The sequence below is a fragment of the Streptomyces sp. NPDC004721 genome (genome assembly GCF_053601495.1).
Window position 1 is genome coordinate 38,430 of record NZ_JBSGBZ010000008.1, and the last position, 25,580, is coordinate 64,009.

Below are 25,580 nucleotides of genomic sequence, written 5' to 3' on the forward strand. Positions count from 1 at the left end.
CCCTGACACGCGGCATCACCCCCGCTCCGCTTCGCGTTGGGCCTTCTCCTGGGCAGCCTCCCGGACGGCATCAACTTCGGCCGCCATCTGCGGCAGCCACACGTCCAGCCACGCCGGGATCTCGTCGACCTGAGCGGGGGTCCAGCGGTACCGCTCGGCGTACCAGAGGTAGTCGTACGCCTCGTCGACCGGCGTGATGGGGTGGCCTGCCGGGACGGGGTGTCCCTCCAGCCGTGCTCTCAGTCGGCGGAGGGCTCGGTAGGGGACGCCGGATCCGCCGCGTCCTTCGGGTCGGGCTTGTTCGGGAACAGCATGTTGCGGATCGGCTCGAGTTTCTCGGCGAGCGTGTCGTCGTCCTCCCACGGGATCAGCTCCAGCGAGCCGGGCGACTCATCCGGGATCGGGAAGGGATAGCTCCAGTCGATGACGAGGACTGCCAGGAGCCCGTCGTCCATCTCCTTGGGCGTCGCCAGCGTCATCGTGCCGCTCTCGTCGATCGGCACCATCTTCAGGGCCTTCTTCTTGTCTCCCCGGCGCAGGGTCTGGGCGTCCCTGAGCTGGACCCAGTTGCCGGAGGGCAAGGTGATGCGTTCGGTGGTAGACATAGGTGCTCCGATGCTCCGATGGGTGGTGCAGGATCAGTAGGTGCCGGCGGGAACGTTGTTGGTCACGCTGACCTTGAGAGGGGAGTAGCCACCGCTTCCGCCCGCGTTGACGGTGTTCGGCATGGCTGTGAAGGTGTTGCCGTACTCGACGGCGGCCTTGGAGCCGTCGGCCTCGGAGTCGGTGAACGCGGCGATCTGGCAGTCGATCTGGAACGCGATCTTGTTGTTGCCGGTGAGACCGTTGTCGATGAGGATCTGGAGCTGCGGCTGCGTGTTGTTCAACATGTAGAGCAACGGGCTCTCGTCGGCCGCCACGAACGTGAGCTTGCCGTCCACGCTCAGGCCACCGCGCTGGATGACGTACGGCGTCTGCACCCCGGACACCGTGTAGTACGGGGTCAACTCCCGCTTGATCGTCAGCTCGCCGTCCGTGACCGTCTTGATCAGCGTCGCGCCAGACGCCGGGCCGCCGATACCGATCTTCATCCGCCACGACGCGACCGGGAGCACCATGGACGGGGCCGCGACCGGCGCCGACCCGAGCGCGACCGACGGCCAGGTGGTGGCCTTCCCGCTCCACGTCAGGAGCTCGCTCTCTGCGTTCCACTTCAGGCCCAGCTCGCTGAAACACGCACCCGGGTACTGGCGCGCGCCCGACGTGGCGGTCGGGCCGAGGAAGTGGGTGATCGTGTGCGAGATCGGCTGCCCGTTGCCCGAGTTGAGCAGGCTGTGCGCCTGCGTGTACGGGCCCGTCACCGGCTGCACCGCCTCGGCCGACGCGTGCGGATACAGCAGACCTCCCGTCGGCGTCGTCAGCGGGATCGTGTACGGGCCGCTCCCCGAAGGCGTGCCCGTGGTGAAAACTTCGCTGTTGGCGCCGGTGCCGATCTGCACCACGGTGGACGCCGGGATCGTCGCCTGCGTGGTGATGCTCGACGCACCGGCGGCCACCGACGCAGTCAGCGTCGTGCTGCCCGACCCGGTGAAGGTGCCAGTACAGGTGACGTCGCCGAGGATGTTCCTGAGGAAATATCCGAGGCCGTCACCGTAGGCGGGGCCGCCGAGGTCCAGCTCCGCGTGCGACACCCCAGGGATCTTCGCGTACGCGTCGGACACCATCGACCCGCGCCAGCTCTTGTCGTCGAGCCAGCTCGGGTTGTCCTTCGGCTTCACCTCGTTGACCAGGACCGTGCTGGTCATCGCGACCGGCGTCCCCTGCGCGGTCTCGTTGGCGATGCCGACAAACTGCTTGGCCGGAGCGAAAGTTGTGGGCACCGGTCACTCCTCGCTGGACGGGGCCGGCATGTTGTCGGCGGCCTGGTTGGGCTTCTTACGGGTCTTGGTCCAGCGGCCGTCGTCCGGCGGCCCAAACGGCCAGTCGTAGACGGTTGCCGGGCGGTCGGCCGTCGCGGCGTGGCAGGTGAGCGGCACGTGCGGATACACACAGTCCGCGAAGTGCGTGTACTCGTACACACCCGGCTCGGGCCCGGCCGACTCGGACACCGGCTCCGGGTCCGTGGCGGGTTCGGTGGCCGCGGTCGCAGCGTCCTCCAGCTGCGGCGTCGACTCAGCGTCCTTCGAGGACTTGGCAGTAGGCATGCAGACTCCGCAGGCAGGAGGTGAAAGGGGGAAAGGGCGGCAGGGGTCAGGCGTTGACGAACTCGATCGCCGCGAAGGTCACTTCGAGGAACGACTTGGTCAGTTCGGCCTTGGTCTCCGGCTGGCCGTACCGGAAGTCGATCCCATCCAGACCGCCATCAACGTGCTCGCCGGCCTGGAACACGGCGCCTCCGAGGGTGCGGTCGAGGCGCATGTGCTCGACCAGAGAGTCACGGAGGGCGTGGACATCGTCCTGAGCGTCCTCCGCGAACGCCGTGCGCGAGCGGATGTAGCAGAGCAGCTGCACCTCGTAGGTGATCTGCTTCATGCCACTGTGCGCGCCACCCAGCGCGATACGGGCCTCATGATGGCGCGGGATGTACACCACGATCTGGCAGCCGGTGCGAGCCCCCGGATCTTGGCCGAGGAAATAGTCCGAGTGGACGTCGGCCTTGGCCCAGGCACGCCGGACCACACCCACGCCCGCCGCGGACAACGGCGACGACCGGTAGGTACGGGTCTGCTCGTCGTAGGCACCGCCGAAGTACCGGCAGATCCCGTCCAACGCTGTCTGGACGCTCACGACATCACCTGACTCGCTGGTAGGAGCGCAGGTTCCTGCGGGCTTCGTTGACCAGACCCATGCCGGTCCGGCGCGAGTCCGACCCGCGGGTCCCCGAGTTCGTGGCCGAGTCCGGGTACTCGTCCTCGGCTCGCGAGTCCGGCCGCATCAGCAGCGAGATCGTGTACTGCACCACCGCGAGCCGGACATCCGCCGGCAGCCCCGAGACGTCGTGCCCAGCCTCATGGTCGCTGAGGATGGGAGCCGCGAGAAGCACCGAAGCCGGTCCGGGGATCTCTGTCGGGGCGGGTGCCGCCCAGAGCGGGGACACGGTGATCGTCTCCTCGCAGCCGGGCTCCCAGAGCCTGTACTGGCCGCCAGGCTCGATACCGGTCGGGTCCGCCACCGTGATGCTGGTCGCCCCAGCCGTAGCCGAAGCCGCGAGCTGTGTGGCCACGTACCCGGCGACGTACGACGTCCGCACGAACAGCTCCGAGCCCGGCGCGGCACCGAACCCGACCTGCAGAGACCCGCTCCAGCCCGTGGACGCCCCACCGAGGCCGATCACCAGGTTGGCCCCGTCCTCCACCCACGCCTGCGGGGATGCGAGCGCAGTGAGCGACGTCGGTGACCAGCCGTAGGCGACGCTGGTTACCTGCCGGACCGGGCCATGGTCCGCATGGAAGCGGAGCATCCCGGACCGGTCGGTGCGCACCCTGGTGAACTGGCTGTTCATGTGTGCGCCGAACGGCTGGTTGCACGCGTTGTCCGTCCACGCTGACGCCTGCAGCAGCAGGTTGGTGAGCTCGGCGTCCTGCGCGGCCATGTCGGGGTTGCCGGGGATGAGGCCGTCGGTGTCGAGGTAGGTGGGGTGGGCGCGGAACGCCGCGGCGGAGACGTACGGTGTGGCGGGCACGCCCACCCTCCTCCCAGATCAGGTGTTCTTGCGGACCCAGGTGCCGTGCGTGCAGCCCACAGAGAACGCACCCTCGGGCCAGCCGTTCGGCATGCACTCCAGGCACGGACGCTCGACGGTCTGCAGGTCGCTCCGCGAGGGGCTCTCGTCGTCCTTCGGGTCCGCGGGGGTGGGCTCTTCTGCCTTGGGCTTCTCAGCCGACGCACTGGCGTCGTCGCCCTCTTGAGCCGTCGGGCCGGCGTTGGGCTCGTCGCTTCCGGCGTTGGCTGCGGCCGGCTGCTCGTCCTCGCCCTTGGGCTCGGCAGGGGCTGCTTCCTGCTGGGCCTTGGCCGAGACGTCGGTGGTGGTCCGCTTCCTGGGCGGCATGTCAGGTCTCCTTGTCGCAGGTGCCCCCGCAGCGGGAGCACGCCTTGAAGAAGGACCCGAAGCCGCAGGTGACGCAGCGGTAGCCGCCGCGTGTGCGGCCGCCGAGGTTCGCGGGGAACGCGCCGTACGAGCGGAGGGCCTTCTCGTGCTGGGGGTTGTCGACGGTGACGGTGCCGTCGCGGCCCGGGGTGTAAGCGGTGGTGGCGCCGGTCTGGGCGCCCTGGACGTCGATGCCGCGGCAGGCGCCGTCGGGCATGCACAGTGTGGCCACGGGGGCTCCTTGTGAGGGTGCTGGGGCCCGCGCCTCGGAGCGGGGACGCGGACCCCAGCAGTAGAGGGATCAGGCTCAGGCAGCCTTGATGCCGGTGACCGCGGCGTTCCAGGCCGGGGCGTAGCAGAGCAGAGTGCCGAACCAGTACGACGAGGACTCGAAGGCGAACTGGTTGACCGGCCAGTCGATGCCCATGAGGTCCTGGACGTTGAACACGGCCCAGACGTCGGAGACCTCGGAATCCGGGATAGGCAGGGTGTCCGAGAGGACCACCGAGCTGCCCTGCGGCATCCACGGGTGCACCTCGACCGCGACGCCCTTGCCGGTGACCTCGTTGATGATCGTGTTGACGACGTCGCCGATCGTCACGCCGGTCAGCTGATCCTGGGTGATCGTCATCCGGTAGTTGCTGGAGGACGACGCCTTGAGCGCATCGGACAGCTGCTTGCGGTCCGCGCCGTTCTGCAGGATGCGGTCCGGGTCGGCCTTCACCGAGTTGTACAGCGACACGAACGCATCCTGGTACTCCACGCCCGGGTTCTGCGTCGAGAAGGGCGCGTTGAGACGGCCCACGTACCCGGACTCGGGGCCGGTGCAGATCGGCAGGATGCCGTCGTATCCAGCCGCGTACGCGCTGGTGTCGCCGGTGACCGTCGACGCGGCGACACCGGACGTCGGCAGCGCGCCCTGCAGAACGAACGTGTTCACGCCGCTCTTGCCCGCGTAGTAACGGGAAGCGTCGCCGGGGTCCGAGGAGCCGGTGGACACGTACACGCGCATGCCGGTCGCTCCGGCCGGCAGGGTCGCCTTGACGACGACGACGTCACCGGCGGACACGGCCACGTTCGCGGCCGAGGTCAGCACGGACTGGCCGAAGTCTCCGGCGTCCGCGGTGACCTTGACGTAGACGTTGGCGCCCGCACCGGAGATCGCGGCCTCGCCGTTGGCGGCGGCGCGGGCCGTCACCGTCAGCCCGGTCGGCGCGGCCAGGGCGCCGAGGAAGCCGTTGTTGGAGGTGCCGCGGCCCATGAGCAGCATGCGCTCCTCCAGCAGCATGCTGGAGTACATCAGCGACGTGCGAGACAGCTGCCGGATGTCCTGGTAGCCCTGACCGGCGTACTGCGCGGACCACGTCACCTGGTCCGACACGCTGAACTGGCTGTAGGCGACGTTCTTGTCGTAGCCCGCGTACGAGATCTTCGGACCGCGCGCGTAGTACAGGCCGTTGCTCGACCCGCCGGGCGCGAAGTTGGTCTGGCTGGTGTCCTGGATACCGGGGTGGATGTTCCCGACACCGCCGCTGCCGGTACCGGTGAACCCGGAGATCACCTTGAACCGGTGGCTCAGGCCGATGCCCTTCTTCCGCGGGATCCGGTTCCGCAGCGGTGTCGGCCGCGGAGTCAGCATCTTCGCCGGCGCCTCGAGGTCGAAGGCGACCAGGCCGCCCGCGACCGGCGAGTTGGTGGTGATGTCCTTGACGAGGTCGGGCTGCTGGGACTTGAGCTCGTCCAGCGCGCCGGTGATGGAGGCGAGGGACTCCGAGGAGAGTCCCTTGACCAGCTCCGGGCTGGACAGCGTCTTGGTGAGCGCGCCGTACGCGGTGGTCGGCTGCTGCTCGAAGGAGATGCCGCGGCCCTCGGTGAACGCCTGAACGACGTCGGCCGGGCCGAGGGTACGGGTCGGGGCGCCGTCGACGGCGGACATCAGCTCGTCGAAGCGGCTGGACACCTCGGCCTTGGACAGGGCCGGCGCCTCCGGGGAGTCACCGAAGAGGACTTCGGCGCGGGGCAGAGCCATCGCTGGCTCCTTTCATGCAAAGGGCCCCACACGGGGGCCGGAGCTGGAGAAGGGGGGAGGGTGCAGGCGGTCAGGCGTCGGCCTTGGCCATGAGCACCTTGGCGCGCTCGCGGTAGCCGTCGCGGAGGTCGCGGTCGGAGACCTGGTCGGCCTTCACCAGGAGGGCCTGTGCCTCCTGCCGCATCCGCTCGGCGTCGCTGCTCTTCGCCCTGGCCTGCTGTGCTGCGGTGCGAGTGAGTGCCGGTCCGCCCAAGGTGGGCATGGCCCGGAACTCCTCGATGGCAGCGTTCGCCTTCGCCAACTCTGCTTCGAGCGCCTTCGAGCGCTCCTCTGAAGCGGTAGTGGCCTCTGCGACTGCGGCCTTGACGAGCTCGGCCAAATCGGCCTTCGTCACCGCGTCGGACTCCGAGCCGGTGTCCGGCTCTTCGTCCTCGGTTTGGGTGTTCTGGTCTCCGTCGTCGGCCTGCTGGCCGTCGTCAGCGCTCTGCTGCCCCTCGGCCGGGGCAGAAGACTGCGTGGCGGCGGGGGCGTTGTCCTCGCCGTTGTCGGTGCTTGACGTGCTGGCTCCGTCGGCGGTGTCAGACTTGTTGGCCGCCATCATCTGCTGCTCGTACTCCTCGGACTCCTTGAACCAGCGGAGGGAACGCACGGCGTCGAGGAGCATGGCGATGTCGCAGGCCTCGTTCAGGTTGCCCTGCGCGAGCGACTCAGCCTCCGAGATGATCAGCCGGGCGATGCACGCGATCGCCTCGTCCGCACCCGTGATGTCCTTCGCCTCGTCGTGCCCGCCGTCCGAGGAACCGCCCTCGCCGTCGTCAGCCTTCGTCAGCGACGGAGCGAGCGCCCGCACGTCACGGAGCAGCCCCTCCGCCTTCGCCACCAGCTCCGGATCGGCGTCCGCCTTGTTCGCGCCCTTCAGCGAGCCGTCCGAGTTCCAGTTGTCCGGCACCATGGCCTCCAGTCCGAGCGCCTTGGCTCGCTTGATGATGTGCTTCCGGATCTTGTCGTGATCGGCGCCGCCACGGCCCACGGCCCGGATGGCCTTCCGCAGGTCAGCCTTCGTCTTGATCGGATACGAGCCGTCCGGCATCGCCGCCCCGGAAGCGGCTGCCTGCCGCCGGCCCGCGGCAGATGTATCGGCCTTGGACACGCTGCTCAGCTCGGCGACGCGCGTGTCGACGAGACCGCGGATCATGTCCTCGGTCGCGGTCAGCCCGTCGAGCTTGAGTAGGAACGTCGGCGACGAGATGACCACGCCGTCGTCTGCCGTCTCGGTCTTCACTGTCTCCGCGGACACCGCCGCCCCGGCCGCTGCCAGGCTCGTCAGCGCCGAGCGCACACCGTCCGGCAGCTGCTCGTACACCTCGGCCGGGATCCCGAACGCCTCGGCGTCGGTCTTCTCCACGACGAGGGGGTCCTCCACCACCTCGAGCGCGCCAGCCCCATCGGCCTTCGCGATCTCGAAGAGAGTGTTCGGGTTGCAGGGCCGGTCGACCACGCTGATCTCGCAGATCGACCCGTCGATGACCTCGCCGCCCGGCGCGTCGGCCTTACCGAGGACCACCTTGGGGTTCTTGATCCCCACGGAGAAGCCCTTGAGGACCTTGTGCTTGATCTTCGTGACGGCGCCGGGGTCGACGATGTGCGCGGCGATGTGGTGGCTTCCGTCGTCAGCCTTGGAGAGACCGACTCCCACCCCGACGGCCCTCTTCGCATCGTGCTGCTCCCGGATGTTGCCGACCTGTGCCCATTCCGGCATGGCTCGGTCGAGCCACTCGCCATTGAGGCGCTGCTGGTCGCGGTCGAGGTCGCTGGACGCGGCAGGCCCGTAGACCATCAGCGTGCCGTCTTCCTGCTCTTCGGTCTTGGTGATCGGCGCCCACGCGTAGGCGACTGTCATGGCGGATCCCTTCGGTGAGCGCACGATCTTCGATCGGTCAGAGGCTGCTGGTCTCAGGAAGGAGAGCGCAGCGGCAGGACGGGTGCTGCGGCGGGTACGGGGCGCCGCTGGGGAAGCTCGCGCCGACCGGGATGGCGCCGGCCGACTCGTTGTTGATGCAGATCGCGCAGGTCCGCTGATCCGGTGCCGTGATCCATGACACCTGCCGGATCCCGTTGAGGCGGTAGGTGTTGAGCGTGGCCGCCGACACCGCGCGGGAGATTTCCGTGACCGCTACGCGCTCGGCCCAGGCCGGATCGTCGAGGATGCCCCGCAGGGTCCCGGCCAGCGCGTCTGCGCTGTCTCCAGCCGCAAGCGCGTCCGACAGGGCGCCGGCGAGCTTGTCCATGCGGTTGGCCGCCACCGACCGGATCGTGATCCCCGCGTCGTCCAGGAGAGTCTCCAGGCCGTTCGCGGCACCGGTCGGGGCAACGAGCCGCGCCGCGTCCGCGTGGCCCGGTTTCCATGTGGACCAGTCGACCGTGGCTTGCCCGGCGAGCACGGCGGTGGCCGACCGCTCGCCGATGACATAGCCCTCGGCGTGAAGGTCGTTGATGAACACGATCGCGGTGACGAGGTCGACACCGTGCGCGGTGAGCCAGCCGACCGCGTCATGGTCTGTCCGGAACACAGCCTCGTCGCCGCCGGCGGACTCGACGTCGCCGAGATCGGGCTCGTCGGCCTTCACCGTGATGGCGCGCTCGGCGATCCACTTCTCGGCCAGGCGCCGCGTGTCCACGGCGCTCCGCATCGTCTTCCGGATACGCGGCACCCAGTAAGCGGCCGCGCGGGCGTCCGCTTCCCAGCCAGGCCAGTCACGGACGGCGGCCGCCAGGGCTGTTGGGCTCGCATCAGCCTCCGAAGCGAACAGGATCCGCGAGTCGAAGGCGAGGTCCGGGGCGTCGGCCTTGGTGACGACCGTGAACTCGAACTGGCGCCCCGGGTTGGGGTTGCGGCGTGCCCATCGGCCGAACGCGGCCAGTTCCGCCTTCACGGCGCTGGCCCGCTCCTCCTCACCGCTGTCCGTCGCGTCCTCACCGTCGGCCGCCGCGTCGTCCTCATCCTCTTCCTCGGACCCGCCAGCCTGCGGTTTCACGGTCTCAGTTGGCACGCTCAGGATGGCGCCGGGCACGCTCCGCTCCGCGGCCCCTTCCAGCAGGATGATGCCGCGGGTCGTCATGACCATCGGCTTGTCGGCTTCGGGGAAGTCGAACCGTGGCAGACCCATCCTGTCGCGGTCTTCGTTGATCGTCGTGCGGCCCCAGATGACCCGCTGACGTGCGACCTCGTCTGCTGCGGCCTCGTCCTCTTCCTCCAGGCCCAGGAAGCGGAATTCGAGTTCTTCCGGCATCCCCAGGTGAGTGCGGGAGATCGACGTGAGGAGCTGCTGCAGCCACCGCAAGGTCGGCAGCGTCGCTTTGCGGTGCTGCACGTCGGCCTGGCCTTCGTGCCAGCCGGTCGAGCCGAGCCCGCCGGTCTCGGTGAACCCGAGCTCGGCGATGGTGGTGTCGAAGTGCGCGGCGAGCAGCTTGATCAGGAACAGGTCGTACTCGGGCTTGTACTTCTCGCCGAAGTCTGCCGGGGTTTCGATGTCGAAGCCCGGCGGCAGCACGCGCAGCCGGTGCCGGGCCGACGTCGAGCCCGAGTACATGTCGTTCAGCGCGGTCTCGTACTCGGCGAGCTGTGGCGGAGTCCAAGCCGTTTGCCCGTTGTTTTTTACGAAACCGGCGGGGACCGTGCCCTCCGTGTATTCGTCCCTGATCCACCGGCGGCGGCGCAGCCACACATCGACGTCTTCCAGCGCCTGCTCGACCGCGCTGTAGCCGTACGGGGTGTGCGCGCGGACGTTCCGCCGCTTGTACACCAGTTGATCGGACTGGTAGCCGCCGAGCACCTCACCGGACTCGTTGACGTCGGCGACGAACTCGCCGCGAGGGAAACCCCACAAAATCTGCTGGTAGGCGGGGTTCGGCGGGAGGGGCCGTCCGCCGCGATGGTCCCGCAGCGGCTTGATCGTGGACCCGTCGAGGACTTCGAGGGCGTACAGGTCGCCGCCGTAGGTGCGCCGCGGGTAGATCGCGATCGCGTCGAGGACGAAGTGCTCCTCGAGCACCTTGCCGACCCACTCGGCGAAGTTCTCGTCCTGGCCCGGGTCCGGCTTCTGCCAGAACCGCGTGCAGCGCACCATCTCGCTGCTGAGGGACTGCCGTAGCTTCTGCTCGACTTCCGCCCTGGGCTGAGGAGAGGCGGCCTGGGCGGCCTCCACAGCCTCCTTGGTGATGGTGATCGCCCAATCCAAGGTCGTGACCTCGGCCTTGCGGATCTCGATGCAGCGCCGGGGCAGACCACCCGCGTCCGCGGCATCCCGCAGCACCTTCCACGGCACCAGCCGGTCCCCGACACCCGGCAAGTTGCTGGTGACCGGGTACTCGTTGAAGCGGGGCTCGGTACGGCCGTCCGGGCGCAGCGGGTCGATCGCGGCCGGCGCGAGAGGCACGCCCGGCCCGAACGGCACCTGCGGTTCCGTCCGGGGCAGCGGCTGGAACGTGCCGTCCGTCCTCGCGGCCTGCGCGGTCGCAGCGACCAGCGTGCCGACCTGCGCCGGCGTGAACGTCGCCGGGGCGACCGCCTTGGTGGCGTCCGGCTCGGTCGCATTGTTGTCCGGGCGGAAGAATCGGCGCAGCGGGTTCCAGCGGGCCACGGCACCTCCCATCGGGTCTATGGCTCGTCCGGGCCGCGGAACTGACGTAGCCAGTCCATGGCCTGCTCGACACCGGTGTGGCTGCCGAGCAGCCGGTCCAGGGCCTGGCTGGTGCAGTCGACTTGGTCGTCGTTGCTAGCGTTCGGGAAGCTGGTGTGCTCGACGACGTAGTCGTCGATCCATGGCGCGAGCGAGGGGTCCGGGAGGTAGACGTTCCCGGACTCCTGGAACGGCGCTACGGAGGAGGCGCGCGCGTACTTCGAGTCCTTCGGGTTGATCGGGATCAGCCCAGGGACCACGGACCGCAACTGCGCGATGATCGCCGGGCCGTTGGCCTTGTCCTCGACCAGCTTGGCGTGGGTCTGGGGCCACTTGGCTGACAGCGCCTTTACTGCCTGCTGTGTGGCCGGGAAGTCCAACCGGTCCCGGACCTGGTCGAGGAGGTACACATCGGCGCCGAATCGGGCCCACACCTGGCCGACTACGAAGTCCGACTTGCGTGTCTCCTTGAAGGCCATGTCCCAGGACTGGATCAGCTCGTCCGCGCCGTGCACCCACATCGTGCCGTCGTCGCGGCGCACCGCCCGCGGCGCCTGGTACCAACGCCAGTTCGACCGCTTGAACAGGCTGCCCTCGGCCGGTGCTGGCCGCCCCTGGTACAGCGCGGCCCAGGTGCGGGAGCCGACGTCCCGCTTCGTCGCCTCCCAGTCCTCGGTCGAACGGCCACGCGCGGAGACCAGGTACTGCCCCGGCTCCCGGCCCAGCGGGTCATCGTCGCTCTCGGCTTGAGCAGGGATGTTGATGTACCGCCACTCGTGGCCGGACGGTCCTGCCAGGAGCCAGCCGGTCAGGTCGTCCTCGTGCCAGCGGGTTTGGATGATGATCTGCATGGCGTGCGGCCCGAGGCGGGTCCGTGCCGTGTCGGTGTAAAAGTCCTTGCACGCCTTGCGGTAAGCCTCGCTGTCCGCTTCCTTGCGACCCTTCAGCGGGTCATCGATCAGCAGCACATCGACCGGGCGACTCGTCAGCGCGCCCCCGATGCCTACGGAGTACACGCCGCCGAGGTGGCCTTCCAACTGCCACTCGTGAGCCGCCGCTGTGTCGTCGCGGACGGTGAGGCCGAGCTCGGGGTGGGACTTGATGTCGTTTCGGATGGCGCGTCCCCAGCGGCGGGCTACGCCCTTCTCGTACGAGACGATGCCGATCCGCAGGTCCGGATTCTGGATGAGGAGCCACAGAGGGAAGCGGCGCGACGTGCGTTCGCTCTTTCCCTCCTGCGGGGGCATCGACCACATCAGCCGTCGGCAGCGGCCCTCGGCGACGTCGACGAGGTTCGCGTCGAGGAGGTCGAGGGCCGCGGTTTGGACGGTGTTCGGGTCCATGTGCCGGGCCAGCTCGCCGGGAGTGGCCCACCGCTGGTGCCCGGTCGCGGGCTCGAACTCTCTGGCGGCGAACTCGGCCCAGTCGAGGGTGGCGGTCACGTTCACCGCCCCTCGCGGTCAGGAGGCGAGAGCGCGCAGGTGGCGGGGCACGATCTCGGGGACGCGGGCCTGCTGCTCGCTGGTCAGGTCCAGGTCGGCGAGGATCGCGCGGATCGCCTGGGCCACGAGCGCGCCCTGCTGCTCGGCGAGCTTGATCCGCCGCTCCTCGATGCCAGCCTTGATCGCCTCAGCGCACACCTTCACCAGGTGGGCGCGTTCCTGCTGGTAGAGCTTCAGCCACACGTTCGGGGCGGCCTCTTCGGTCGTGCCGAAGTCCTCGCCGCCCGACTTCTCCCGCGTGATGCCCCACACGAGCGGGTGCTCGCGGTCCGTTCCGGCCGAGGCGGCAGCGCCCTCGATCTCCTGTACGCGCTCGCGCAGCCACGCCACGTGCCCCGCGGTCCACTGGACCTCTTCCAGGAGCGCCTCGGTTGCGGTCGTCTCGATCTTCCGGCCGTAGGTCTCCACCAGAGCACGGGCCTTCTCTTCGGTCAGGCGGCGTTCGGCCGCTGCCAGGTTCTGCGGTGCCTTGCCGCCGTGCATGCGGCACACCTTTTGGCCCTTCATGGCCCCGTTGGGGCACTGAGCCTTGCCGCCGGACTTCTTCGTTCGGCCCCAGCAGCGACGCCGTCCGTCCGCCAGGAACTCCTCAAACCCGTCGGGGAGTTCCCGTTCCCACCCGCGTCCGCGCTGGCCCATCACTCGCGTCCGGGCAGCCAATGCGCAGGCAGCGTTGGGGCGGGTGCCGGTTCCACTGCTGGTTCGGGCTGCGGGGGCGGCTCAGGGGTGCAGTCGCAGCCGGGGAGGTCCGCGTCGTTGGGAGCCGTGCACGAGCTGGCGTGCACTTGGGCGGCGGCGTCCAGGCTGATGGCGTGCTGGCCGCAGGCGTAGACGGCGATGGTCATGTCGTCGCCGGTGGGCAGCGGTCCGAAGTCGGGTTCCGGTGCCTGCGGGTCGGCGATCTGTCGGGCGTAGTCGCGGCGGGACTGCTCGGCTGTGATCGCGGCGGCGGTCTCCTCGTCGGTGGGGCGGCGTTGCCACTGCACGACCGCTGTGGCGCCGCATGCGGTACACACGGGGCCGGCGGGTGCGGGGGCCGGCTCGGGGGCGGGCGCCGGGCCGGGCGCGTCGGGTACAGGTGGCGGGTTGAGGGCGTCCACGCCGATCCTCCAATGTGTCAGGTGATCTGGAGTTGCCCGGTCTTGCGTACCGGGGTCTCCAGATCGGCGGTGATCTTGATCCAGACGTTGTAGGTGCCCGGAGTCAGGGCGACCGTGTCCGGGCCGATGAGACAGCGGGCGACGTAGGTCGTGGTGCCGGGCAGAGGGGCCTCGTCCCACTCACCGTCGACCCACGTCACGGGGGCCGCGTTGCCTCGGGTAAACGCGAACTGCACCGCACCGGGCGTGGGGTTGTACGGGCCGCCGTTGACAGTGGCCCGTACCCCGACTCGCACGTACTCCGTCGACAGCACCGAGATGGACTGCACAACAGCCCCCTCTCCTCAGCTGTCCAGCAGTTGTGTCTCCCAGCCCGACAGCAGCTCAGGCGTGCCCCACCCGGACGGTAGGAGCGATGCCTCCCGCTCCGACCACAGGAGCGGCAGGTCCCACCTGGATGGCAGGAGTGCCGTGTCCCAGCGGGCCGGGAGCGGCGTCACCGTGAGCACGATGTCCAGCGGGCCGCGCCGGTGGACCACCGCCCTGTCGAACAGGAGGGCCTTGCTTGAGAAGCGCCGGTCACGATCGGCGAGCACGCTGACCGAGCTGGCCAGGTGCGTGAGGTCCGAGACCCCCTGCACCGGTACCGCCGTCGTTTGGTCCCCGGCCTCGAGGACGTCAGCCGTCGTACGGATGGCGGTGAGGGTGCGCGATCCCTCGTCTGCCAGTGCGGCCCGATCGCCGATCGTGACCGTCCGCTGGTAGACGGCGGTCGCCGCGTCGACGAGGCCCAGGACGTCGGCCGCATCCTGGCCGCGGGCGGCGGTCACGAACGCGGTGTCGGCGAGCTGGCAGGTATCGGCCGGGCGGGTGCTCCGCGCGGTGCTGGCGTGGTCGGCCAGGCTGCTGCCGTCGCCGGGTGTGCGTGCCCGCTGGGATACGTCGGCGGCCCCATCGGCGAGTGTGCCGGTGTCGCCCGGAGGTCGGACAGCGCTGCGGGTCGCGGTCCCGGTGTCCTGGAGGAGGACCGGGTCGGCGAGTGCCCCGGTGCGGGTCTGCGCCGTCGTCACGGTGTCGCCGAGACTGGTTGTATCGGCCGGTGTGGCGACGTGGCCGTACACAGTGCCGACGTGGTCGGCCAGACTCGCGTCGTCAGTGCCGGGCAGGCCACGGCGGGCGGCGGCGGTATCCGTCGCGGTCGTGGCGTCCGCCGCCGTCCGGGCTCGGCCGGCCGTGACGGCCGGGAGGTCCGCCAGCGAGGCGCGGTCCTGGGTGTGGAAGGTTTCCTTGCTGGACTGGCTGGTTGCCGCGTCGTCCGTGGCGGCCGTGGCATCGGCGACCGGACGGGCTCGGCTGCTCTTGGCCGCCGCAGTGTCCGCGAGGCTGACGCCGTCGGCAACTCCCGCCGCCCGGGCCTGTGCTGTGACCGTCCTATCGGTCAGAGCAGCGGTGTCGACCGAGGAACTGGCCCGGGAGGAGGCGACCGTATCCGCCAGAGCAGCGGTGTCGGCGCCGGTACGGGCCCGACCAGCGGTGGTGGCCGAGGTGTCGTCGAGGTCGGCTGGGTCGCCGGGCTGCTCCCTGCGGGCCGAATAGCGGCTGGCCGTCGCCGTGTCGCCCAGCAGGACGCTGTCGGCGGCCGCCCGGGTCCGGGCCGATGTGGGGGCGGTCGTATCAGCCAGCGTGGCCTTGTCACCGGCGATGACGGCGCGAGTCGCGACTGCCGTAGCCGTGTCGCCCAGGAGCGCTGTGTCTGCCGCGCCTGTGCTGCGGCGAGCCGCCGCCGCGTCCTTGATCGTGGCGGTGTCGCCCGGCGCCTGGCTCCGACCTCTTACCGGGGTGGCCTGGTCGGCCAGGCTTGTACCGTCCCCGGCCGGCTTGGCCCGGGCGGCCGCGGTCGTGTCGCCCAGGGCTCCGCTGTCGGCCGGCCCACGGGTCCGTGACGCTGCGACAGTAGCGGCGTCGGCCAGCGTGCTGGCGTCGGCCGAGGCGCGGCCCATGCCGGCCGCCCGCGTGGCAGCGTCGGTCAGCGAGCCGGAGTCGGCGGCGCCCCGTACCGAGGCGCGGGTGCCTGCCGCCTGGTCGCCGAGGAGCGCGGTGTCCGCCGGGCCTCGCGCCAGCTGCCGGACGGCTGCCGCTGTGTCGCCGAGGGCCGCTCCGTCGGCTGTCCCGCGCGGGAGTTGCCGGGTGGCTGCCGCTGCGTCTGCCAGAGCAGTGCTGTCGGCCGGGGTTGCAGTACGTGACTCCCCGGTCGAACCGCGGGTCGCGGTGGCCGCATCCGTCAGCGTGCCGGTGTCAGCCGGCCGCGCCACAGGCGGCGGCGGGGTGCTGGTCCGATAGGTGACCGCCAGGCCGTCCCACGTCGTGGAGTAGTCCAGCGTTCCAGACGGCGTCTGCGCCCCGATGGTGCCGATCGCCTGCCAGAGCGTGTTGAGCGTAACCGTCTGGCCGGTGGTGGGAGTGTTGTTCGACGAGGCGCCGGTGTAGCCGGGGCTAGGGGTGAGCGTGTCGGTGCCGGTGCCAGCGAACACGGAGAACGCGCCGAATACGACTTCGTTGGCCTGCGCGGTGGCCGCGGTCGTCAGGGACGGGGTGCCGCTGCTGCCGTTCCCGGTGGCCGTCTTATCCCGGCCGGTGATCCCGCTGATCCGGTACGCCTGCGAGGTGGCGTTCGACGCCGCGCTGGTGGTCACGGTGATCGTGACCGTGCCGGACGCGGTGACCGGCGCCGAGTACGCGTACAGGTACGAGTACCAGACCTGGGAGGCGTCCTGCGTCCACGTCATCGCAGGTGACGACGCCACGCTGGAGACGGCGGCGTTGCCGGAGGCCACGAGGAGAACGATCGTCTCCCCAGCGACCGCACCCGGGACCGTGACCGTGTGGGACGTCTGGCTGGTAGTCGCAGTGGTACCGCCGGCGGCGGGCCCGGTGACGGTCGTGTAGGCGGTCGGGGGGTCCGTGCCGCCGCCGTCGCTGGGCACGTAGTCGACGAGCGCCCACAGGGTGGAGACACGGCGGGTCGTCGTCCCGGTCCCCGAGCTGTACCCGATCTGCGCCGTGTCCAGGGCGGTGGTGGTCCAGGCGGCGCCGCTCTGCGGGTTGGTGTATGCGGTCAGCGGGTACACGCGCGGGGCGGCTGCCCCGTTGGTGGCGAACCCGTTCGTGTTGATCGCCACGGCCGCCGACGAGGAGACCGTGCCGGACGCCTGCCCCTTGATCCGCAACGTCGCCGTCGGCCCGGACGTTGTCGCGGTCGAGCCGGCGCGCATGCCGACCTGCACCAGGCTGATCGTGGACCCGGCCGGGACGCCCGCCGCCAACGATGCGCCGACCTTGAAGTCGTCTGTGACGTTCGCGGTGGCCGTTTGGTTGTACGAGGTCAGGTCATCCGGGGTCGTCTCCCTGACCCGGGTGAAGTTGTTCGCCGCGCCCGAAGTCCCGCCGACAGCGGTGGCCCACCCGTTGCTGTCTCCAGTGGCCGCGGGGTGCAGGTGGACGATCGCACCCGGGCCAGGGAGATCAGTCTGAGCGGTCCCGGTGGCGTCGTTGACCGCGATGTCGTCGATGTAGATGTCGGCGGTGGCCGCCGTGACCACCCCAGCTTGGATGCGCGAGAACCCGCCGATGCCGCTGATCTGCGTGGTGCCGGAGAAGCTCACGCCGTCGAGGTAAGCGACAACGGGCGAGAGGACGGTGTACGCGGCATCGGTGTGGTCGATCTCGACGCGGTACCAACGGCCGGTGGTCAGCGCGCTGCTGGAGGTGCCGACCTCGGTGGTGTTGTACGAGTCGTACAGGCGCAGTACCCCTGTGGGGTACAGCCGGATGTGGCACGGGAAGTTCCCGTTCTGGCCGACGGTGTAGATGGTGGTGGCTACGGACGGCAGAGTTGCGATCCGCACGTAGAACCGGTGGAAGGTCCGTTTGACGGGGGATCCGGTGCCGATTTGGTGCTCGAAGTAGCCGGTGCCCGAGGTCGGGTTGGAGCGCAGAGACGCGGCGCTGCCTGCGTGCGTGACGCTGGTGGAGATGGACAGCGCCCCGGTGGGCGTGTCGAACTCGAATCCGGCGCTCGCTGATTGGAGTTCAAACCCGCAGGACCACAACCGTGCCACGAGACGCCTCCCTCACCGGCCAGGCCGGTCAGGTACCGGACATCGACCACGTCCACGTGATCGTGAGCGTGTCCCCGGCCGCCTTGGGCGCGGGCGAGGCCAGCAGCACACGAGCCAGGGTGTTCGCCGCGGTCGCGGTCGAGTCGGTCGCGATGGTGTCGTTGACGATGACCGCCTCGGTGATGTTCGACGCGGTGGTCGCAACACCGGCACCCCAGGTGGTCTGCCAGGTGATGACCCGGTTCGGCGCCGACAGGGACGACGTCGGGAAGGTGGCGTCGAACGCCTTGTTGGAGCCGGACAGGTACGTGGCCAAAGCCGCGCCCCCACCAGTCTTCGCGGTCGCGGTCGTGCCGGTACCCAGGCGCATACCAGTGGCCTGCGCGGGCGGAGACGAGATCCCCGTCGCCCTTTCGAGAATGTACTGGTCGCCAATCTGCGTAATGAGATTGGCCTGAGTCTGATCGATTTTCACGGCCCCATCGGACGCGATCAACTGAACGCGAACGAGGCCCTTTACCTGATAGATCTCACGCACGCTCAACGTGTGCCTCCGATAGAATTCATGTGTGCCTGAAGAATTGACAGAAGAACAGAAAGAGCAGCGCCGCAAACGCAAGCGTGAGTGGCAGGAAGCAAACCGCGAGAAGGTTCGGGAAGAGAACCGTGCGTACGCTGCCAAGCCTGACGCCAAGGAGCGAGCCCGGCAGCGAGCGCAGGAGCGATACCAAGACCCGGAAGTTCGCGCGCGGATCCTTGCTAGGAACCGGGAATGGCGTCAGGCCAACAAGGAGAAATGCGCCGAATACTCGCGGCGCTGGAATGAGAAGAACCCTGAGAGGCGCCGCGAAGCCTGGATCAGGCACAAGTATCCGAAACTGACGGACGCGCAGTACCGGGCCATTGTCGAGCACAACGGTGTTTGTGACAGTTGCGGCGAAGAGCCCGCCAAGCACATTGACCACGATCACGCGTCCGGCGAATACCGAGGCTATTTGTGCAAGGGCTGTAACCAGGCCGCTGGCTTGCTGCGTGACAACCCGTCACGCGCTCTGGCGCTCGCAACCTACCTCGTTGAGCGGACACCGGCGCCGGAGTAGGTAGGGCGCGCAGCGTGCTCTTCGGATCCGCCGCCGGCCGCGACCCTCAACGCGACCGGCGACGGACGACTATGTGCGGCTGAAACCGCCACGCTGCATCTGCTTTTCGACGGCGCGGCGCAGGGCCGCATCGTCGAGCGTGGTCCCTTCGACCTGCACCACGACTTCCGGTTCCGGGAACGGCGGTAGCCCGCGTGCCTCCCGGTAGTCGTTGATGGTCTTCTCGCCGCGCGCGACCTGCTCGAAGGTGACAGCAGCTTCCTGCGTCTGCTGGTTGAGGTGGACCATTTCGCACACCGGGCAGTGCTCGACACCGATGTGCAGGACCAGGGCGTGGCCGCACTCGACGCACGCGGCTGACAGGAACTCGCCCGGCACCGGTTGGTACGAGCAGAACGTGGGCTGGACCGACTCAGGCATCCCTGTCTCCCAGCTCGTCAGGCGGCATAGGACTACGCGGCTTTCGGGCGGCGCTGCGGCTGAGGCCGGTACGTCTTCGCCCTCTCACGGACCTCCGGCAGGGCGTACATGGTCTTGTACTCGTGACCGTTGCCGGTCAGCCGTCCCTCGCCAGAGAACTTCTGGATCTTTCCTCGGCGGGCCCACTGCCGGATCACCGGTCCCGGAACGCCGGTCGCCGCTGTGGCCTCATGCTCGAAGACGAGATCCTCGGCGTACAGCTCGCTCGGGCGCACGCTCTCACCCCCGAACATGCAGAAAGCCCCCGGCCGGAAGCTGGGGGCTGGAAGTATCTGCGGACACACTTGTGTTCCGACGAGGGCACTGTGACATACAGGCGATCACCAGCGCAAGCGCAGTTGAGCGGCTACGCGGCGGCCCGCACCGCGAGGGGAAGCTCGAGGACCTCACTGCGCGCGTACTGCGTGCCGCAGCCTCGGCAGCGAGCGCCCGGCGTGGACACCGTGACGCGCAGCACCGTGCCGCATGGGCAGGCCACGGCCACGGGCCGCTCGGGCCGTGCCCCGGTGGTCTGCCGCTCACATTGGCGGACCAGGTTGGAGACTTCCTGGGCGAAGTCCCCGAAGGCGGAATGCTCGGTGGCGGCCCATTCCAGGTTCACGCGCAGCGCCTTGACCACCTGGTCGAGCTGCTGCTGGAGGGCGCCCTCCCAGCGGGGATGCCGCCAGCCCAACTGCTCGTGCCAGTCGACGAGCCACGCCTGCAGCACGGTGACGACGCCACCGCGCGCGGAGAGACTGAGAGGTTCAAGGCGCAGCGGCAGCGGAGCCGTGCGAGAGCCAGTGATGCGGCCTTCGCCCCGACCGGAGCCCGGGGCCAGGACGGTGGCGAGTTGTGCGTAGAGCCCGCGCGGTCCGCGGAGTTGGCGGAGTGCGAGGTCGGTGCGGTCTTGGCAGAGGCGGCAGGCTGTGCGGCCGAGTTCGTCGTGGCGGAGCTGTCGGCCGCAGGGGGCACAGGTCGGCCACTGGTATTCGGCAAGGTCGGGGGTCTCGGGCATGGCGGGCCTCCCGGGTGTGCTGAGGGTGGTGTGCCCAGTGTGCCCACCCGGTGATCACTCGCCGCCCGATCACTCAGGTCGTGGGGAGCTTGGTTTTCTGGTCCGGGCAGTACACGACCGCCGCTGAGGCCACGAGCGCCTCCGACTGCTTCGTCGAGAAGCCGAGCTTGGCGTACGCCACCGCGTCGTCGAACGAGCCCTTCTTCAACCGCTCGCACAACTGGGTGCCTTCGTCTCCGAGGGCGTCGGCGAGCCCATCGGTAGACATGCCCCCGTAGTCGTCAGGGTCCGCGACGGCGACGGCCTCTGCGTACTGCTTCTGCTTCTCGCTGGGGCCGCTGTCGGAACAGCCGGCGAGTACCAGGGCGGCCAGCAGAGCGACGGCGGTGGCGAGGGTTCGCCTCATGGGGGTCGCCTCTCAGCCGAGTCCGTTGGCGGCGGCCTTGTACTCCGCGGCCTGCTTCGGCGTCAGGTAGTGCGACACCCGTACGAGGATGCTGCCGTGCACGTAGTCGTACTCGGCGAGCGTGGGCATCGACTTCGTGACCGACTCGATGTACTTGGCGCGCGCCTGAGCGTCTTCCGGGCTGGCGAACACCTCGATGGCGCCGCCGCGTTCGACAGCGCCCTTATCCGTGCCCTCCACGTCGGCCGGCTTGATCCGGCTGTCGGTGAAGGTGATCTTCGACGTGTACTGGTTGGGCCGGCCGAGCAGGTTGTTCGGGTCGTTCTCCTCGGTGACGGTGCCGGACAGCTTGGCCGAGGACACGGTCGACGAGAGTTGCGTGAACGCGCTACTCGCGGTGAGGGGCTTGTCCGCCGCCGCGGCTGCCTTGGTGGCGGTGGCGGTGGCGGAGCTGTGCTGTGAGCTGCATGCGGTGAGCGCGGCCAGCAGTAGCGCGGTGCCTGCGATGGTTTTGAGGGTCTTGGTCACGTCCTGGATGGTCGCGGCTTAGGCGATTATGTGGAAGCGACGTGACGAACTTGTGACGGATCGTTCGGAAGACTCGTACGTCGAGGGCCCGCCCCGGGACATGCCCAGGGGCGGGCCCTCGTGTTCCGGTGCAGCCAGTCAGTCCTCCCAACCGCGGGCGACATCCAGCGCCCGGCGCAGCGCGGACGCGAGCGGCATCCGCTGCTTGTCGGGCAGTCCCATGGTGGCGGTGGCGGTGCTGCCGCCGTTCTCGCTGGTGACGGTGATCGTGAACCCGCCGAAGGTGGGCTCCAGCGTGATGCCGCCGTCGAGCAGCGGCGTCTTGGGGGTGCCGTCGGCCCAGCGTGCGACCAACTCCCAGCAGGCGGTGACCGGCTTGCTCAGCACGGCGATCAGGGTGGGCAGGTCGGTTGTGGTGACCGAGGCCTGTGCGGCCTGCGTCTTGCTGAACGTGATCCTCACGTACACCTCGGCGCAGCCAGGGTCTTCGCGGAGGCCGGCGGGGATGACGGTGAGGGTGCCGCCACCGGGGGCGGTGTACTCCCACGGCTGGGGGGTGATGTCGGCGAGCGCGGAGGCGAGGGCGTCGCGGAAGTCCACGGGTTTCTCCTTCAGAGAGGGCTGGCTGGTTGTACGAGTCAGTTCGATTCGAGGCGCGTGACGGCCTGAGCTTCGGCCTTCATCTGCCGGCGGGCCACGGCCAAGTCGTCACGGTGCCGAGCCAGAGCGGCACGGGTCCGCTTCAGGGCAGCTGCGTGCTTCGTCTCCAGCTCGGCGAGCCGCTTGATCTGCGCCTCGTGGTGGGTGATCCGGTCGGCGAGGATCTCCGCGCGAGGCCGGGCCGGCGCGGACGGCTTGTTCGGGCCGCGCGGCTTGTTGAGCTGGGCGCGGGCGAAGGTCAAGAACTCCTCGCGTGCGACCCACTTCGTGCGCCGCTCACGGGGACCGACGAGCCGGACGATCTTCGGGAAGTTGCTGTGGCGGCTGGCCCAGTTGGAGAGGGCGGAGCGGGTGACGCCGACGAGGTCCGCGGCGGCCGCGAGGTGGATGAGCTCGTCCTCGCGGCCCTGGTACTCGGGGCGCAGCCAGACGACGGCCTCTGTGTCCATTCGTGCTTCTCCTATCAGGCCGCGAGCAGCATGCGGGCGGCGAGCTGGTGGTAGCAGCGTGAGCCCTTCAGGCCGGCCGGGCAGTTGCAGGTGGTGGGGGCGGTCTTGTAGGTCTCGGTGCCGTCGCTGGAGACGGCGATGAAGACGATGCTGCGGAGGGGGATGATCGCGGCGTCCTCGATCAACTCGCGGGCGGAGGCGATCTGGTGGGGCTTGTAGTCGCTGGTGTCGACGGGGGCGCGGCGGATGTGGCGGGCGCAGGTGGGGCCGTAGCCGGCGGCGATCGACTTGGCGGACCGGAGAACCCTGTGGCAGCGGAGGCAGTGGGTGTGCTCGGTGGTTGCTACGGCGTTCATCACTTACCCCTAACTTCGCCTCGCTGATATTGACAAGGTTAGGTCGCGTGGTCAACCTTGTCAATATGAATGCAGCAATGTCGAAGGAGGGTGGAGCGCCTAGACTTTGTCCACGTCACGACGACAAGGGGTAGAGATGGCCGACCCGAACGCCGACTACTGGACTGTGCAGGACATCGCCGAGTACTGGAACGTCGCGCCGCAGACCGTGCGCACGTACCGCTCACGGAAGCGCGGCGAACTGCCCGAGCCGGACAACGTCTTCGGGCGCTCGCCGGTCTGGAAGCCAGCGACCATCATCAACTTCCAGCGGCCCGGCCAGGGCGCGCGGACCGACCTGCGCGAGACGCCGGTGCGCCCGGACGAGAAGCCCACGACATGAGTGACCTGTTGTATGGCCTGGCCATCCTCGTCCCCGGCGTGGGCTTCGGCGCCGCGCTCGCGTACCTAACCGCGACCAAGCCGGCCGTGTCGCCAGGCACGCGCCTCTGGCGCCTCCCGCGGCTCAGGCTCGCGCGACGGCGCTGATTCCCGCATTCCGCCTGCACCCGGTCAATACGCCCGCCACACTGGGCTCATGGCGATCCGGATTGGGGTGCAGGCAGACAGCGAGGACGAGTGCGCCGAGGGCCTCGCGCGCCTCGTCGACGCCGGATACGTGCCCGTCATGCTGCCGCGGATGCTCACCGACAGCCGCTGGATGGCCCGTGCGGTGCCCCGACCGCCGGCACAAGCCGAAGAGCCTGCCAGCGAAACACCCGCTACAACGTAGCCAGGGAAGCGAGCAGCGCCTCCATCCCCTCCTCCGGCGACAGGCCAGCGTCGCGGAGCTGCGCCAGCCAGATCTTCCATGCCAGCGTGTACTCGGCGACGGCACGCTCGTCCCGCCACCACCCGTCACCAGGCGGCGGCTTCGGTGTGGGCTCCGGGTTCTGGAGCGGAGCGGGCAGAGTGCCAGCGATGTACGCGGCGGTCTCGTCGTTGTGCAGGGGACGTTCCGTCCATACGGCCTCGCGTTCGGCGTGCCAGGCGTGGTCACGCCTCAGGAACCAGCTCACGCGTCGCTCGGCGATCTGTGGCCACCATTCCCGGTGCTTCGTGCGGTGTTCCTTCCATCGGCGTGCGATATCTGAGGTGATGCCGACGTACAGCAGTCGGCCAGAGGCGTCGTACAGCCTGTACAGGCAGGTGGGCTTGATGGCCAGGGCGGCCTGCTGCTGGCTGACCCGCTCGCTATGGCAGCGGTTGCATGCCGGGGTGGGGCCGTACGCCCCCCAGTGGCGTGCGTTGGGGCTGTTGCAGATGACGCAGTTCACAAAGGCATCGTGCCGGAAGGGTCTGACAACGCGGCGGCCCCGCCGCGACGGGGGAGACGCGACGGGGCCCGGGTCCAGTGTGGCAGGTCGGCGCGTCAATCCTTGGGAGCTTCGACTCACCGGGCGGTCGCGGCGGGCGGTCCGGTGACAGGCCCGTCGCCGAGCCAGACGCGCACGTTCGGCTCGACTCCGTGGTCAGCCCGGCAGTCTCCGGCGAGTGCCTCAGCGAACTCCTTCGCTGTGCCAGCGAAGTTCGTGGTGCGGATCCGCAGGCCGGGTGCGGACTGGTACGTGTACTTGGGCACGAGTGGCCCCTTTCTGGTGACCGGAGCGGTCTGCCCCGGGGCTTGCGGTCAACGGCCCCAACAGTTCGCCAGGACCAGGGCGAGGAAGAACAGCAGGGCCCAGAACGAGCCCGACGGCAGGCAACCGTCCCCGCGGGCTTCCGCGTGCACGCGGCGCACGCCGTCCCCCGCGGCCGGCGCCAGCCCGCCGTGCGTGGTCGCGCGGTGCTGCTCTTGGTCGGCCTCGGCGTCCTCGCGGTGGTCGCGTCTGGCCGGTGAGATCGCATCGCACTGCCGGCACTGGTACTCGTACGGCATCGGTTGCTCCTGGGGAGACGGGTGCGTCTCCCACCCCGGGAGAGGGGCGGGAGACGGCGGGGAGACAGTAGGTAGACGTGCAGGTCAGACGACGGGAGGCGGGCCGGGAGACGGGGCCGTCTCCTCGGGAGGGGACAGGGCGTCGAGGTCGGCGCGGAGCACCCCGCGGGTGGGTACTCCGCCCACCTTCACCTTGGGCTGGACCGGGATACCCAGAGCCTCCAGATGCACCCTCAGGTCAGCAACCGTCCTGTCCCCCCACTGACCGTGCTCCTGAAGGTGGGCGAGGACGGTCCGCACGTGCACCCCGTGGGCATCGCCGATGAGGGTGCGAAGGAGGCTCACGATGGGCTCTCTCCCCCCGCTCAACGGAGCCTCGTCCGGCGCGCTCGCGGGGGGCCTGCGGCGGCGCGTGTCCCACCGCTCGATCGCGGCGGCCAACTCCTCCAGCCGGTCGCGCGGGATGAACGCCCCGACCGCGGCCAGCCACACGAGCATGACGGCGACTGTCACCCAGCCGCCGTAGAAGACGCTCGCCCACAGCGCGACGGCGTGCACGCTCCAGGCGGTCCCGGTACCGAACCGCGCGGCCAGCCAAGTGCCGGGCCCGAGCAGGCCGGCGCGGAGGGCACCTGCCCACCCCGTCGGCTGCCCGTCGTCGGCGTCGTCCGCTTCCGGCTCGTCCACGGCTTCGGCGAGCTGCTCCTCGACGGGCTCCGGCTCGGGCGCAGGCGGCAGTTTCCGCAGGTTGAAGTACGTCATGCGACACTCGCCCCCAGGTGGGCGATGGCGTTGGAGACGTAACCCCAGGTACCGCCAGCGCCTGCGGCGATGTACCAGAAGAAGATGCCGAGGATGCCGACCTGCTTCGTCGTGAGCTTCTTGAACAGGATGAAGATCGCGGTGGCGAGGGCGAGCGCGGGCATCGTGACGCCGGGGATCACGCCGTTGACGGTCGAGATGACGCTGCCGACCAAGTCCGGGACCAGCCGGAACAGGCCGCCAGCCGCTTTGTACGCGGAGCCGGCGAGCATCGAAAGGATGAGGGTGGGCCACCAGCCGAGCGGCTTGAGCTTGCCGCCGCCGGGGATGCCGACGAGCAGCAGCACAGTGAGCACCACTGCAAGACCGACGGGGCCGAGGTTACCGAAGACGCTGTTCACGGAGGGTT

General features: G+C 69.5%; 33 protein-coding genes. 4 read left to right on the forward strand and 29 right to left on the reverse strand.

Translation table 11 applies throughout. From position 1 onward, the window contains the following. Positions 1–239: 239 nt before the first annotated feature. The 16 genes from ACWEK3_RS09100 to ACWEK3_RS09175 form a co-directional block, all read right to left on the reverse strand. Positions 240–605, reverse strand: a complete 366-nt coding sequence (locus ACWEK3_RS09100) for a hypothetical protein (protein ID WP_453249309.1) — start codon at positions 603–605, stop codon at positions 240–242. Positions 606–638: 33 nt separating this feature from the next. Beyond that, positions 639–1,880, reverse strand: a complete 1,242-nt coding sequence (locus ACWEK3_RS09105) for a phage tail tube protein (protein WP_453249310.1) — start codon at positions 1,878–1,880, stop codon at positions 639–641. A 3-nt stretch (positions 1,881–1,883) separates the two neighbouring features. Then, complete coding sequence (locus ACWEK3_RS09110; protein ID WP_453249311.1) at positions 1,884–2,204, reverse strand: hypothetical protein; 321 nt, start codon at positions 2,202–2,204, stop codon at positions 1,884–1,886. Positions 2,205–2,250: 46 nt separating this feature from the next. After that, positions 2,251–2,787 (reverse strand): hypothetical protein, encoded by a 537-nt coding sequence (locus tag ACWEK3_RS09115; protein WP_453249312.1) that lies wholly within the window; start codon positions 2,785–2,787, stop codon positions 2,251–2,253. 4 nt (positions 2,788–2,791) lie between these two features. Continuing rightward, positions 2,792–3,682, reverse strand: coding sequence for a hypothetical protein (locus ACWEK3_RS09120; protein ID WP_453249313.1), 891 nt, complete (start codon positions 3,680–3,682; stop codon positions 2,792–2,794). An 18-nt stretch (positions 3,683–3,700) separates the two neighbouring features. Beyond that, complete coding sequence (locus ACWEK3_RS09125; protein WP_453249314.1) at positions 3,701–4,048, reverse strand: hypothetical protein; 348 nt, start codon at positions 4,046–4,048, stop codon at positions 3,701–3,703. 1 nt (position 4,049) lies between these two features. After that, positions 4,050–4,319: a hypothetical protein gene (locus ACWEK3_RS09130; RefSeq protein WP_453249315.1), complete on the reverse strand. Its 270-nt coding sequence runs from the start codon at positions 4,317–4,319 to the stop codon at positions 4,050–4,052. A 75-nt stretch (positions 4,320–4,394) separates the two neighbouring features. Further along, positions 4,395–6,116: a hypothetical protein gene (locus ACWEK3_RS09135; protein ID WP_453249316.1), complete on the reverse strand. Its 1,722-nt coding sequence runs from the start codon at positions 6,114–6,116 to the stop codon at positions 4,395–4,397. A gap of 70 nt (positions 6,117–6,186) precedes the next feature. Beyond that, complete coding sequence (locus tag ACWEK3_RS09140) at positions 6,187–8,016, reverse strand: hypothetical protein (protein ID WP_453249317.1); 1,830 nt, start codon at positions 8,014–8,016, stop codon at positions 6,187–6,189. Between the two features lie 37 nt (positions 8,017–8,053). Then, positions 8,054–10,768, reverse strand: a complete 2,715-nt coding sequence (locus ACWEK3_RS09145; RefSeq protein WP_453249318.1) for a phage minor head protein — start codon at positions 10,766–10,768, stop codon at positions 8,054–8,056. Positions 10,769–10,773: 5 nt separating this feature from the next. Next, complete coding sequence (gene terL / locus ACWEK3_RS09150) at positions 10,774–12,237, reverse strand: phage terminase large subunit (protein WP_453249319.1); 1,464 nt, start codon at positions 12,235–12,237, stop codon at positions 10,774–10,776. Between the two features lie 18 nt (positions 12,238–12,255). Then, the gene (locus tag ACWEK3_RS09155; RefSeq protein WP_453249320.1) at positions 12,256–12,780 is read right to left on the reverse strand and encodes a hypothetical protein; all 525 of its coding nucleotides are present in this window, start codon (positions 12,778–12,780) and stop codon (positions 12,256–12,258) included. Between the two features lie 155 nt (positions 12,781–12,935). Next, entirely contained in the window at positions 12,936–13,397 is a 462-nt protein-coding gene (locus ACWEK3_RS09160; protein ID WP_453249321.1) for a hypothetical protein, read from the reverse strand. A gap of 17 nt (positions 13,398–13,414) precedes the next feature. Then, a complete protein-coding gene (locus ACWEK3_RS09165; protein WP_453249322.1) occupies positions 13,415–13,726 on the reverse strand; it encodes a hypothetical protein in 312 nt (103 codons plus the stop codon). Between the two features lie 15 nt (positions 13,727–13,741). Further along, a complete protein-coding gene (locus ACWEK3_RS09170; RefSeq protein ID WP_453249323.1) occupies positions 13,742–17,515 on the reverse strand; it encodes a beta strand repeat-containing protein in 3,774 nt (1,257 codons plus the stop codon). Between the two features lie 28 nt (positions 17,516–17,543). Next, positions 17,544–18,053, reverse strand: coding sequence for a hypothetical protein (locus ACWEK3_RS09175; protein WP_453249324.1), 510 nt, complete (start codon positions 18,051–18,053; stop codon positions 17,544–17,546). Between the two features lie 31 nt (positions 18,054–18,084). Between ACWEK3_RS09175 and ACWEK3_RS09180 the strand changes: the two genes are divergently transcribed. Continuing rightward, positions 18,085–18,615 (forward strand): endonuclease domain-containing protein, encoded by a 531-nt coding sequence (locus tag ACWEK3_RS09180; protein ID WP_453249325.1) that lies wholly within the window; start codon positions 18,085–18,087, stop codon positions 18,613–18,615. A gap of 69 nt (positions 18,616–18,684) precedes the next feature. Here the strand turns inward: ACWEK3_RS09180 and ACWEK3_RS09185 are convergent, their stop codons facing one another. From ACWEK3_RS09185 to ACWEK3_RS09220, 8 genes are all read right to left on the reverse strand, one after another. Continuing rightward, positions 18,685–19,035: a hypothetical protein gene (locus ACWEK3_RS09185; RefSeq protein ID WP_453249326.1), complete on the reverse strand. Its 351-nt coding sequence runs from the start codon at positions 19,033–19,035 to the stop codon at positions 18,685–18,687. A 32-nt stretch (positions 19,036–19,067) separates the two neighbouring features. Continuing rightward, positions 19,068–19,310, reverse strand: coding sequence for a hypothetical protein (locus ACWEK3_RS09190; RefSeq protein ID WP_384079528.1), 243 nt, complete (start codon positions 19,308–19,310; stop codon positions 19,068–19,070). Positions 19,311–19,441: 131 nt separating this feature from the next. Then, entirely contained in the window at positions 19,442–20,092 is a 651-nt protein-coding gene (locus ACWEK3_RS09195; protein WP_453249327.1) for a hypothetical protein, read from the reverse strand. Between the two features lie 73 nt (positions 20,093–20,165). Beyond that, a complete protein-coding gene (locus tag ACWEK3_RS09200) occupies positions 20,166–20,498 on the reverse strand; it encodes a DUF732 domain-containing protein (protein ID WP_453249328.1) in 333 nt (110 codons plus the stop codon). Between the two features lie 12 nt (positions 20,499–20,510). Continuing rightward, positions 20,511–21,026 (reverse strand): hypothetical protein, encoded by a 516-nt coding sequence (locus tag ACWEK3_RS09205; RefSeq protein WP_453249329.1) that lies wholly within the window; start codon positions 21,024–21,026, stop codon positions 20,511–20,513. 138 nt (positions 21,027–21,164) lie between these two features. Continuing rightward, positions 21,165–21,626 carry a hypothetical protein gene (locus tag ACWEK3_RS09210; protein ID WP_453249330.1) on the reverse strand — a complete coding sequence of 154 codons (462 nt, stop codon included), beginning with the start codon at positions 21,624–21,626 and terminating at the stop codon, positions 21,165–21,167. A 38-nt stretch (positions 21,627–21,664) separates the two neighbouring features. Next, the gene (locus ACWEK3_RS09215) at positions 21,665–22,135 is read right to left on the reverse strand and encodes a hypothetical protein (protein ID WP_453249331.1); all 471 of its coding nucleotides are present in this window, start codon (positions 22,133–22,135) and stop codon (positions 21,665–21,667) included. Between the two features lie 14 nt (positions 22,136–22,149). Then, positions 22,150–22,491, reverse strand: a complete 342-nt coding sequence (locus tag ACWEK3_RS09220) for a DUF6011 domain-containing protein (RefSeq protein WP_453249332.1) — start codon at positions 22,489–22,491, stop codon at positions 22,150–22,152. A gap of 136 nt (positions 22,492–22,627) precedes the next feature. Between ACWEK3_RS09220 and ACWEK3_RS09225 the strand changes: the two genes are divergently transcribed. From ACWEK3_RS09225 to ACWEK3_RS09235, 3 genes are read left to right on the forward strand one after another with little or no spacing between them, the layout of a single operon-like run. Further along, positions 22,628–22,873 carry a helix-turn-helix transcriptional regulator gene (locus tag ACWEK3_RS09225; RefSeq protein WP_453249333.1) on the forward strand — a complete coding sequence of 82 codons (246 nt, stop codon included), beginning with the start codon at positions 22,628–22,630 and terminating at the stop codon, positions 22,871–22,873. Beyond that, complete coding sequence (locus ACWEK3_RS09230; protein WP_453249334.1) at positions 22,870–23,019, forward strand: hypothetical protein; 150 nt, start codon at positions 22,870–22,872, stop codon at positions 23,017–23,019. Before ACWEK3_RS09225 ends, ACWEK3_RS09230 begins: the two co-directional genes overlap by 4 nt. Before the next feature lie 49 nt (positions 23,020–23,068). Next, positions 23,069–23,263 carry a hypothetical protein gene (locus ACWEK3_RS09235; protein WP_453249335.1) on the forward strand — a complete coding sequence of 65 codons (195 nt, stop codon included), beginning with the start codon at positions 23,069–23,071 and terminating at the stop codon, positions 23,261–23,263. On the opposite strand, the gene ACWEK3_RS09240 is transcribed toward ACWEK3_RS09235, so the two are convergent. The 5 genes from ACWEK3_RS09240 to ACWEK3_RS09260 all read right to left on the reverse strand — a co-directional run bounded on the left by ACWEK3_RS09240 (position 23,253) and on the right by ACWEK3_RS09260 (position 25,572). Further along, entirely contained in the window at positions 23,253–23,807 is a 555-nt protein-coding gene (locus ACWEK3_RS09240; RefSeq protein WP_453249336.1) for a GIY-YIG nuclease family protein, read from the reverse strand. The genes ACWEK3_RS09235 and ACWEK3_RS09240 overlap by 11 nt on opposite strands. A gap of 116 nt (positions 23,808–23,923) precedes the next feature. Next, entirely contained in the window at positions 23,924–24,112 is a 189-nt protein-coding gene (locus ACWEK3_RS09245; RefSeq protein ID WP_453249337.1) for a hypothetical protein, read from the reverse strand. 48 nt (positions 24,113–24,160) lie between these two features. Continuing rightward, on the reverse strand, positions 24,161–24,409 hold the full coding sequence (locus tag ACWEK3_RS09250) for a hypothetical protein (RefSeq protein WP_453249338.1): 249 nt from the start codon (positions 24,407–24,409) through the stop codon (positions 24,161–24,163). Positions 24,410–24,493: 84 nt separating this feature from the next. Continuing rightward, positions 24,494–25,171: a hypothetical protein gene (locus ACWEK3_RS09255; protein WP_453249339.1), complete on the reverse strand. Its 678-nt coding sequence runs from the start codon at positions 25,169–25,171 to the stop codon at positions 24,494–24,496. Further along, positions 25,168–25,572 (reverse strand): hypothetical protein, encoded by a 405-nt coding sequence (locus ACWEK3_RS09260; RefSeq protein ID WP_453249340.1) that lies wholly within the window; start codon positions 25,570–25,572, stop codon positions 25,168–25,170. The genes ACWEK3_RS09255 and ACWEK3_RS09260 overlap by 4 nt, the downstream gene beginning before the upstream one ends. Positions 25,573–25,580: the final 8 nt, after the last annotated feature.

Bases quoted from the DNA above. Each gene is read 5' to 3' on its own strand.
- ACWEK3_RS09100 (WP_453249309.1), bottom strand. From the start codon at position 605: ATGTCTACCACCGAACGCATCACCTTGCCCTCCGGCAACTGGGTCCAG.
- ACWEK3_RS09110 (WP_453249311.1), bottom strand. From the start codon at position 2,204: ATGCCTACTGCCAAGTCCTCGAAGGACGCTGAGTCGACGCCGCAGCTG.
- ACWEK3_RS09125 (WP_453249314.1), bottom strand. From the start codon at position 4,048: ATGCCGCCCAGGAAGCGGACCACCACCGACGTCTCGGCCAAGGCCCAG.
- ACWEK3_RS09135 (WP_453249316.1), bottom strand. From the start codon at position 6,116: ATGGCTCTGCCCCGCGCCGAAGTCCTCTTCGGTGACTCCCCGGAGGCG.
- ACWEK3_RS09140 (WP_453249317.1), bottom strand. From the start codon at position 8,016: ATGACAGTCGCCTACGCGTGGGCGCCGATCACCAAGACCGAAGAGCAG.
- ACWEK3_RS09145 (WP_453249318.1), bottom strand. From the start codon at position 10,768: ATGGGAGGTGCCGTGGCCCGCTGGAACCCGCTGCGCCGATTCTTCCGC.
- ACWEK3_RS09155 (WP_453249320.1), bottom strand. From the start codon at position 12,780: ATGCACGGCGGCAAGGCACCGCAGAACCTGGCAGCGGCCGAACGCCGC.
- ACWEK3_RS09185 (WP_453249326.1), bottom strand. From the start codon at position 19,035: ATGCCTGAGTCGGTCCAGCCCACGTTCTGCTCGTACCAACCGGTGCCG.
- ACWEK3_RS09195 (WP_453249327.1), bottom strand. From the start codon at position 20,092: ATGCCCGAGACCCCCGACCTTGCCGAATACCAGTGGCCGACCTGTGCC.
- ACWEK3_RS09200 (WP_453249328.1), bottom strand. From the start codon at position 20,498: ATGAGGCGAACCCTCGCCACCGCCGTCGCTCTGCTGGCCGCCCTGGTA.
- ACWEK3_RS09215 (WP_453249331.1), bottom strand. From the start codon at position 22,135: ATGGACACAGAGGCCGTCGTCTGGCTGCGCCCCGAGTACCAGGGCCGC.
- ACWEK3_RS09220 (WP_453249332.1), bottom strand. From the start codon at position 22,491: ATGAACGCCGTAGCAACCACCGAGCACACCCACTGCCTCCGCTGCCAC.
- ACWEK3_RS09225 (WP_453249333.1), top strand. From the start codon at position 22,628: ATGGCCGACCCGAACGCCGACTACTGGACTGTGCAGGACATCGCCGAG.
- ACWEK3_RS09230 (WP_453249334.1), top strand. From the start codon at position 22,870: ATGAGTGACCTGTTGTATGGCCTGGCCATCCTCGTCCCCGGCGTGGGC.
- ACWEK3_RS09235 (WP_453249335.1), top strand. From the start codon at position 23,069: ATGGCGATCCGGATTGGGGTGCAGGCAGACAGCGAGGACGAGTGCGCC.
- ACWEK3_RS09250 (WP_453249338.1), bottom strand. From the start codon at position 24,409: ATGCCGTACGAGTACCAGTGCCGGCAGTGCGATGCGATCTCACCGGCC.
- ACWEK3_RS09255 (WP_453249339.1), bottom strand. From the start codon at position 25,171: ATGACGTACTTCAACCTGCGGAAACTGCCGCCTGCGCCCGAGCCGGAG.